5 protein-coding genes are annotated in these 9,009 nt (G+C 68.4%); 1 reads left to right on the top strand and 4 read right to left on the bottom strand.

What is annotated here, in order from left to right; genetic code table 11:
• Together ACFSKW_RS11970 and ACFSKW_RS11975 are read right to left on the bottom strand one after the other, a co-directional pair.
• The coding region (locus tag ACFSKW_RS11970; RefSeq protein WP_379572247.1) for a M28 family metallopeptidase at nt 1–1,517 on the bottom strand (1,517 nt) is incomplete at its 3' end.
• A 104-nt stretch (nt 1,518–1,621) separates the two neighbouring features.
• Entirely contained in the window at nt 1,622–2,929 is a 1,308-nt protein-coding gene (locus tag ACFSKW_RS11975) for a M28 family metallopeptidase (RefSeq protein ID WP_379572249.1), read from the bottom strand.
• Between the two features lie 209 nt (nt 2,930–3,138).
• Between ACFSKW_RS11975 and ACFSKW_RS11980 the strand changes: the two genes are divergently transcribed.
• Nucleotides 3,139–5,517 (top strand): lysylphosphatidylglycerol synthase transmembrane domain-containing protein, encoded by a 2,379-nt coding sequence (locus ACFSKW_RS11980; protein ID WP_379572251.1) that lies wholly within the window; start codon nt 3,139–3,141, stop codon nt 5,515–5,517.
• A gap of 166 nt (nt 5,518–5,683) precedes the next feature.
• Here the strand turns inward: ACFSKW_RS11980 and mgrA are convergent, their stop codons facing one another.
• Nucleotides 5,684–6,679 carry an L-glyceraldehyde 3-phosphate reductase gene (gene mgrA / locus ACFSKW_RS11985; protein WP_379572253.1) on the bottom strand — a complete coding sequence of 332 codons (996 nt, stop codon included), beginning with the start codon at nt 6,677–6,679 and terminating at the stop codon, nt 5,684–5,686.
• The gene (locus ACFSKW_RS11990; protein ID WP_379572255.1) at nt 6,676–8,772 is read right to left on the bottom strand and encodes a S9 family peptidase; all 2,097 of its coding nucleotides are present in this window, start codon (nt 8,770–8,772) and stop codon (nt 6,676–6,678) included. The genes mgrA and ACFSKW_RS11990 overlap by 4 nt, the downstream gene beginning before the upstream one ends.
• Nucleotides 8,773–9,009: the final 237 nt, after the last annotated feature.

Raw genomic sequence — 9,009 nt, forward strand, 5'->3', positions numbered from 1 at the left:
ACCTTGTCGTGGCTGTGGCCGTCGACGCTCAGTCGCGCGGCGCCGCTCTTACGCGGCCCGGCCGCACGCACGCCGTTGACGGCGTCCGTGCTGAAGGCGTAGGTGCCCATCAGCGTGGCGATCGCGTCGGAGTTGACGTCGAGCGCGGTGTCGTCGATGTTCTTGATCGTGTCGCAGGGGGCGTGGTAGCAGGGGTCGTACTCGATCCCCGCGGTGCCGCCCCAGATCTTGGCCTCTTCCTCGGTCTTGACCTTCTCGGCGCCGGTGAACAGGCCGCCGCCCGGGATGCCCGCGTCGATGAAGGCCTTGTAGTCCGACCTGCCGTCGAACTCGCTCGCCTTGTACTGCAGGCCACGCGAGGTGTAGAAGGCCTGGAAGTCCTTCTCGATCTGTGCCGAGCCGGCCGGTCCAGGGGTGCCGAACACGTCGCCGTCGCCGTCGTACACCTCGTAGGTGTAGTTCGGCGAGGCGATCATGTCGAAGTTGAGGTAGAGGGCGATCTTCGCCTTCTCCTGCTCGGTCAGGTTCGCGACGTAGTGGTTGGAGCCGAGCAGGCCGAACTCCTCGCCGCCCCAGAAGCCGAAGCGGACCTTGTTGGCCGTCTTGTGCCTGGCCATCTGCAACGCCACTTCCAGCACGCCGCCGGTGCCCGAGCCGTTGTCGTTGATGCCGGGACCCGGCTGGACCGAGTCGAGGTGCGCGCCCGCCATCACGACGTTGTCGTCGTCGCCCCACCGGGACTCGGCGAGCACGTTGTAGGTGGTCCGCTTCTCGGCCAGCTTGTCGAACGACACCTTCACCGTGGTGCCGGGCTTGGACGCCAGCTCGTTGCCGACGCCGAAGCTGGTGAAGAAGACCGGCACCGGAACGTTCTCCCCGATGGCCGGGTTGACCCGAGCGGTCGTACGGCCGGGCTGCCCCTCGTTGAAGATGATCACAGCGGAGGCGCCCGCGGCGACCGCGTTGGCCACCTTGTCCGCGAAGCCGCAGGTGCCGCGCTGGATGAGCGCGATGTTGCCCCTGGTGAAGCCCGCGAAGTCGGCCGCCTCGCAGCCCGAGGTGGAGCCGGGCGTCGCGGGCGGCGGCAGCACCACGTCGACCGGCTGCACCTGCGCCGTCACCGCGCCCGTGGCGCTGGCGCCCACCTCGTTGAACTCCGTGACGTGGGCGAACGACTTCGGCTCGGGACTGGTGCGCTGCAGGACGGGCGGCGTCTTGTAGCCCTCGAAGTCGAACTCGAACGGCTGGATCGTCACCTTGTAGCCCGCGAGCCGCAGCACCGAGGCCACGTAATCACGCGAAAGGTTGTAACCGCGGGTGCCGTCCACGCGGGTATTGCCATTGGCCTTTCCGATGAGATCAAGCACTTTCAGATGACGCTTGACATTCTCGCCCTTGACCGCTCTCACCAGCTTGCGGACCGCATTGCTCGGCGAGTCCGCGTGAGCGGTGCCGGCGAACGTCAACGGCGCGACGAGAACGGCGGCCAGCAGGCCCTTGCCCAGGCGGGAACGCACGAGTGCTCTCCTCGGAGAATGAAAATGATTGTCCCTGACGGCTAAGCGCATGTTCGGAAAGGTATATTGGCGACCCTTTATCGGAAAGGCCCCGAGGCGTTTTGTTATCTGGGCCGGGCGAACGTGGTTATCACCGTCGCTATCGCGTCGGCCGATACGTCCAGCGCCACCGCGTCGATGTTCTCCAGGGTGTCGCAGGCCTGGTGGTAGCAGGGGTCCAGGGGGGCGCCTGCCGTACCGCCGAAGAGCTTCGCGTCGCGCCTCGACTTCTTCTCCTCGGCGCCGGTGAACAGCCCGCCCGCCGGGATCCCCGCCTCGACGAACGGCCCGTAGTCGGAGCGTCCCGAGAAGTCCGCCCCCACGTACGGCAGGCCGCGCCCGGCGAAGAACCGCACGAACTCCTGCTCGATCTCGGCCGACCCCTGCGGCCCAGGCCCCGCGCCGTCCCGGTCGGAGTCGTCGCCGTCGTAGATCCCGTACGTGTAGTTCGGCGAGGCGATCATGTCGAAGTTCAGGTACATCCTGATCTTCGCGCGCTCCTCAGGCGTGAGGGACCCGACGTAGTGCCTCGACCCGACCAGACCCAGCTCCTCGGCGCCCCACCAGGCGAAACGCACCGCCCTGTCGGGATGGTAGGCGGCCATCCTCAGCGCGATCTCCAGCAGGGCCGCGCTGCCCGAGCCGTTGTCGTTGATGCCGGGGCCGTCCTGCACCGAGTCGAGGTGGGCGCCGACCATCACCACGTCGTCGGTCGAACCCGTCGGGGTCTGCGCGATCAGGTTGCTCGTGGTGTACCGCGAGCTCTCGGTGCTGGTCGCGACCCTCACCTCCTGGGCCTGCGCCACCGCCGCCCCCGTCGTGGCGTCGACGCCGACCACGGGGATGCGCTGGGGAACGCCCGCGCTGCCGGCGAACGAGCCGCCCGGATTCACCACGACGAGCGCGCCGGCGCCCGCCGCCGTGGCGTTGGCGGCCTTGGCGGCGAACGTGCAACCACCCCTGTCGACCACCGCGATCCCGCCCGACCTGAAGTCGGTGAAATCGGTGTTCATGCAGCCCGCGCCCACCTTCCGCGGGTGCCCCGTCACGTCGCCGTCCGCCGAGTAGGTCAGCGTCGCGACCGTGCCGACGTCCTTTCCGTCCACCAGCAGCCGCCCGGGGAACAGTTCTCTGTAATGATCGAAACGGAACACCTGCCGCTCGACCGTGTATCCCGCCTCACGCAGCCGCGCGGCGACATAATCGGCCGAGGCGTCGTAACCGGGAGTCCCCGCCGCCCTGGTACCGCCATACGTGTCGGAGATCGCCTGGAAAGCCCGCAGATGGCTGAGAACGTTGTCGATCTGCACATCGTCGGCGAGGGAGGACCCCGGGAGCGCGACGGCCAACGCTGCGAGGAAATGGGTGATCATGCCCGGCATGGTGGCAAGCTTTGTGCACCGGGTATGGCAAGGCACGTCGTTGCTGGCAGAGTCGTTACCCGGTGCAGTGCCCTCGGTGGGGATTGTGGACACTGGAGTTAAAGATCGCACGCTCACGCGGGAAAGGTGCAGAATCGCTGTCGGTGGCAGACATCAGGGAAAGCGAAAAATCGGCGGACTCCGCGGAGGAGCATCCAGTCGTGTCTGAAGCGCGCGACGAACCTACCGTGTTCGTCGTCGAACCACTCCTGCCTCACCGGCTGCGCAGGCCGTCGGACGCGCTCCGCTTCCTGGCCACGCTCATCGCGCTCACCGCGGTCATCCTGATCATGCTGGTCGCCAAGCAGACGCTCATCGGCCTCGAGCAGGACGTCACCCAGGGCACCGACCGCGCCCCCGCGCTCCTGGCCGGCATCGCCACCTTCCTGAGCGGCGCCGCCGTCCTGGTGGTTCCTGCCGCGTTCGCCGTCGAGCGGGTCTTCCACCGCGACGGCCTGCGCGTCGCCGAGGGACTCGTCGCCGCCATCATCGGCATGGCGGGCTCCTACCTGATCGGCCAGTGGCTGGTCACGGCCGGCCCCGACGACCTGGTCACGCTGCTGACCGGCGGACGCGACCTCGAACCGCTCAACGCGCTCCTCAGCTCCGTGGTCGCCTACGCCACGGCGGTCCGCATCTCCAGAAGGCCCACATGGCGCGCGCTCATGTGGACGGTGACCGCGCTGTCCATCTTCGCGCTGTTCACCGGCAAGCAGATCACGCTGCCGAGCGCGATCGTCACCGTCCTGTTCGGCATGGCCGTCGGCTACGGCACCCTGTACGGCGTCGGCAGCCCCAACACCCGCCCGCCGGGCAACGCCGTCATCGCCGCGCTGCGCAAGCTGTCCTTCTCTCCCGTCTCCGCCAGGCGCATCGACGACGACCACCAGGGCAGCCGCCGCTACGCCATCGGCCTGTCCGACAACACCAGCCTCGACGTCACCGTGCTCGACCGCGACCGCCAGGTGGCGGGCCTGCCGTACCGGCTGTGGCGGCGGATCAGGCTCAACTCGGAGACCAGGCGGCGGGCCATCCGCTCGCTGCGCGCCGAGCTCGAACGCGAGGCGCTCATGGCCTACGCCACCCAGGCGGCCGGCGCCAACACCCCGCGCCTGCTCGGCACCAGCGAGATCGGCACCGAGGCCGCGCTCCTCGCCTACGAGCACCTCGAGACCCGCACCCTCGACGACGTCGACGACAGCGAACTCGACGACGACCTGCTGGCCCAGATCTGGGAGCAGGTGCTGCTGTTGCAGATGCAGCGCCTGGCGCACCGGCGGCTGACCGGCGACAGCATCCACCTCGACCGCGAGGGCCGCGTCGTCCTCACCGACCCCCGCAGCGGCGAGGTCGCGGCGGGCGACCTGCTGCTCCGGATCGACATCGCGCAGCTGCTGACCTACCTCGCCCTGCGCGTCGGCGCCGAGCGCTCGGTCAAGGCCGCCGCCGCCGTCCTCGGCCCCGACGCCCTCGCCGGAGCGCTGCCCCTGCTCCAGCGCATCGCGCTGACCAGGCAGACCAGGTCGGCGCTGAACAAGAAGAAGGACCTGCTGCCCGCCATCCGCGAGCAGATCGAGGCGCTGACGCCGCAGGCCGAGGTCGACGAGGTACGGCTGGAGCGGTTCAGGCCGCGCACCCTCGTCACCATCATCGCCAGCACCCTCGCCGCCTACTTCCTGCTCTCGCAGCTCAGCAAGGTCAACCTGCTCCAGGTCATCACCACGGCCAAGTGGGAGTGGGGAATCCTCGCGCTGGTCGCCTCAGGGCTCAGCTTCGTCGCCGCCGCACTCATGATCAGAGGGTTCGTTCCCGAGCCGCTGCCGCTCGGCCGTACCGTGCTCGTGCAGTTCGCCTCGTCCTTCGTCAAGCTGGTCACACCGCCCGCGGTGGGCGGCGTCGCGATCAACACCCGCTACCTGCAGAAGCGCGGAGTGCCGCCCGCCCTGGCCGTCGCCAGCATCGGCGCCTCCCAGGTGATCGGCCTGGCCAGCCACATCGGGCTGCTGCTGCTGTTCGCCTACATCACAGGGTCGAGCGCCACCACCTCGTTCACACCCTCGCGCGGGCTGCTGGCCGTGGTGCTGGCCGTCGCCGTCCTCATGGTGATCGTGCTGGGCGTTCCCCGGCTGCGCAGGATCATCACCAAGCGGCTGCGCTCGCTCTTCTCCAACGTCGTGCCGCGCCTGCTCGACGTGCTGCAGTCACCCCGCAAGATCGCGGAGGGGTTCGGTGGCATCCTCTGCCTGTCGCTGGCGTTCGTCGTCTGCCTGTACGGCTGCGTGCGCGCCTTCGGCGGCGAGACCAGCTTCACCACGATCGCCGTGGTCTTCCTGACCGCCAACGCCATCGGCTCGGCCGCGCCCACACCTGGCGGTCTGGGCGCGGTCGAAGCGTCGCTGGCCGTCGGACTGACGGTCGCGGGAGTGCCCGCGGAGTACGCGACCTCCTCGGTGCTCCTCTACCGGCTGCTCACCTTCTGGCTGCCGGTGCTACCTGGCTGGGCCGCCTTCACCTACCTTCAGCGGCACGAGGCCCTGTGAGCGAGGGAGCCGGTCGGCACAGCATCTTGATCACGAGGGCGACGAGGTCGGCCTCGTGAGCGAGCGGAGCGAGGGAGCCGGTCGGCACAGCATCTCGATCACGAGGGCGACGAGGTCGGCCTCGTGAGCGAGCGGAGCGAGGGAGCCGGTCGGCACAGCATCTCGATCACGAGGGCGACGAAGTCGGCCTTGTGATCTTGTCGATCTGCTGGAGCTCGTCCTCGGTGAACGCGGGCCCGTCCACGCTGGCCAGGTTGGCCTCCAGCTGAGTCACGCTGCTCGCGCCGATCAGCACGCTGGTCACCCTCGGGTCCCTGAGCACCCACGACAGCGCCATCTGCGCCAGCGACTGCCCGCGCGCCCGCGCGATCTCGTTGAGGTCGCGGGCCAGGTCGAGGTCGATCCTGTCGGCCGACAGGAACCTGCTCGTCGCCGCCCGCGAGTCCGCGGGCACGCCGTCCAGGTAGCGGTCGGTCAGCAGCCCCTGCGCCAGCGGGGAGTAGACGATGCAGCCGATGCCCTCCTCCTCCAACGTGTCCAGCAGCCCGTCCTCGATCCACCTGTTGATCATCGAGTACGACGGCTGGTGGATCAGCAGCGGCGTGCCGAGCTCGCGCATGATCCGCGCCGCCTGCGTGGTCTGCTCGGCCGAATAGTTGGAGATGGCCGCGTACAGCGCCTTGCCCGACCGCACCGCCCTGTCCAGCGCGCCCATCGTCTCCTCCAGCGGCGTCTCCGGGTCGGGACGGTGGCTGTAGAAGATGTCGACGTACTCCAGGCCCATGCGCTGGAGCGACTGGTCGAGGCTGGCCAGAAGGTACTTCCTCGAGCCCCACTCCCCGTACGGCCCCGGCCACATGTCGTAGCCTGCCTTGGTCGAGATGACCAGCTCGTCGCGGTACCCCTTGAAGTCCTGGGCGAAGATGGCGCCGAAGTTCCGCTCCGCCGAGCCGTACGGCACGCCGTAGTTGTTGGCCAGGTCGAAGTGCGTGACACCACGGTCGAAGGCGGCACGCAGGATGGACCGCGAGTTCTCGATCGGCCGGTCGTCGCCGAAGTTGTGCCACAGGCCGAGCGACACCTGGGGCAGCTTGAGCCCGCTCCTGCCGCTGCGGACGTAGGGCATCTTCTCGTAGCGGTCCTCCGCCGCCGCGTAGCTCACTTCGTTCCCCTCTCGATGATCCAGGACAGCGCGAACGCCTCTTCCTTCCAGGCGTCGTAGCGCCCGCTACGGCCGCCGTGGCCCGCGCCCATCTCCGTCTTCAGCAGGAACGGCCCGCCGTCCGCGGTCGCCCGCAGCCGCGCCACCCACTTGGCGGGCTCGTGGTAGAGCACCCTGGTGTCGTTCAGGCTGGTGATCGCGAGGATCGGCGGGTAGGTCCTCGCCGCGACGTTCTCGTAGGGGGAGTACTCCTTCATGTAGGCGTAGACGTCGGCGTTGTGCAGCGGGTCGCCCCACTCGTCCCACTCGATCACGGTCAGCGGGAGTGACGGGTCGAGGATGGTGTTGAGCGCGTCGACGAACGGCACCTCCGCCACCACGCCGGCGAACTCCTCGGGAGCGAGGTTGGCCACCGCGCCCATCAGCAGCCCGCCCGCCGAGCCGCCCCTCGCGATGATCCGGTCACTCCAGCCGGACGCCTTGAGGTGCCTCGCCGCGGCGACGAAGTCGGTGAAGGTGTTCTGCTTCCTGGTGAGCTTGCCCTCCTCGTACCACCTGCGGCCCATCTCGCCGCCGCCCCTCACGTGTGCGATCGCGAACGCGAACCCGCGGTCGAGCAGGCTGAGCCTGGCGACGGAGAAGCTCGGGTCGATCGAGGTCTCGTAGCTGCCGTAGCCGTACAGGACGGTGGGGGCGGGCTTGGTCGCGTCCTTCCGCTTCACGATCGAGATCGGGACCTTGGTGCCGTCCTCCGCGGTGGCCCACTCCCTGAACTGCTCGTAGTCGGACGGCTCGTAGCCGCCGAGCACGGGGCGCTGCTTGAGGAGGATGAGCTCGCGCGCCTCGAGGTCGTAGTCGTAGACGCTCGGCGGGGTGATCATGCTCGTGTAGCCGAGGCGCAGGCGCTCGGTGGTGAACTCGGGGTTGCCCGCGGGCGCCACGTCGTACAGCGGCTCGGGGAACTCGATCTCGTACGCCGAGGCGAGGAGCCGGCTACGAGACGGCTGCCCCCCTCCGTTGTCCTGAGGATAGGGAAGGATGCGGATGCCCGTCAGGCCGCTGCGGCGGAAGTGGACGACGGCGTGGGTCGCGAACGCGTCGATCTCCAGCAGGCGGGTGTCCTCGCGGTGCTCGATGAGCGGAGTCCACGCGCCGGGATCGTCGAGCGGCGCCGTCGCGAGCTCGAAGTTCTCCGCGTTCTCGTTGTGGAGGACGAAGAAGCGGTCGCCCGCGTGCTCGATGCCGTACTCGACGCCCGTGACGCGGGGGCGCACGACCGTGAACTCGCCCGCCGGGTTCTCGGCGTCGAGGATGCGAACCTCGCTGGTGATCTTGCTCCCGGCGCCCATGACCAGGTACTTCTCGCTACGGGTCAGGCCGATGCCGACCCAGAAGCGCTCGTCGGACTCCTCGTAGACCAGCACGTCCTCGTCGGCGGCGGTCCCGAGGGTGTGGCGGTAGACCTGGAAGGGCCGCCAGGCGTCGTCGACCCTGGTGTAGAAGAACGTCGTGCCGTCGGCCGACCAGGCGCCGCCGTAGAAGACGCCGACGATCTCGTCGGAGAGCTTCTCGCCCGTCTCCAGGTCCTTGAACGTCAGCGTGAACCGCTCGTCGCCCTTGTAGTCGGTGGAGTAGGCGAGGAGCTTGCCGTCAGGTGTGACGGCGCTGGTGCCGACAGAGAAGAATTCGCTGTCGCCGGCCAGCTCGTTGCCGTCCAGCAGGACCTGCTCGCCGGGGAGCGTGCCGTCGGCGGTGACCACCGGCGGCGTGTCGCCGTCGGCGGGCACCCGGCAGGAGATGCCGTACTGCTTGCCTTCCTGTGTGCGGGAGAAGTACCACCAGGCGCCCTTGCGGCTGGGGACCGACAGGTCGGTCTCCTGGGTGCGCCCCTTGATCTCCTGGAAGACCTGCTCCTGCAGCTCTTCCAGGTGGGAGGTCTCCTGCTTGAGGTATTCGTTCTCCTGTTGGAGATAGGCGATCGTGTCAGGGTCTTCCTTGTCGGTGAGCCACGCGTACTCGTCGATCACGGTGTCGCCGTGATGGGTGCGCTCGCTCGATACCTTCTTCGCCAGAGGCGGGATGTGGCTGCTCACCTGGCCGAGTCTACGTTTCGCGTCTCGAGCGGTCTGGAGCGCTGCTAATCTTTAGGAACCGACGCGGCGCGGCGCAACCACCTGGTGGTCAGGCCGCTGAGCGTCGGAAACCCCGACAACGCAGCAGTTCTGAAGATCGGTTTGTGAATCGGTCAGAGGGCTGGTAAGTTAGAGGGGTTGCCCCGGAGACGGGGTGGTCGAGATTGTAGCCAGGTTCGCCGGTTTGACATCAAATCG

Source organism: Nonomuraea mangrovi (assembly GCF_042681425.1).
GTDB classification, from domain to species: Bacteria; Actinomycetota; Actinomycetes; order Streptosporangiales; family Streptosporangiaceae; genus Nonomuraea; species Nonomuraea mangrovi.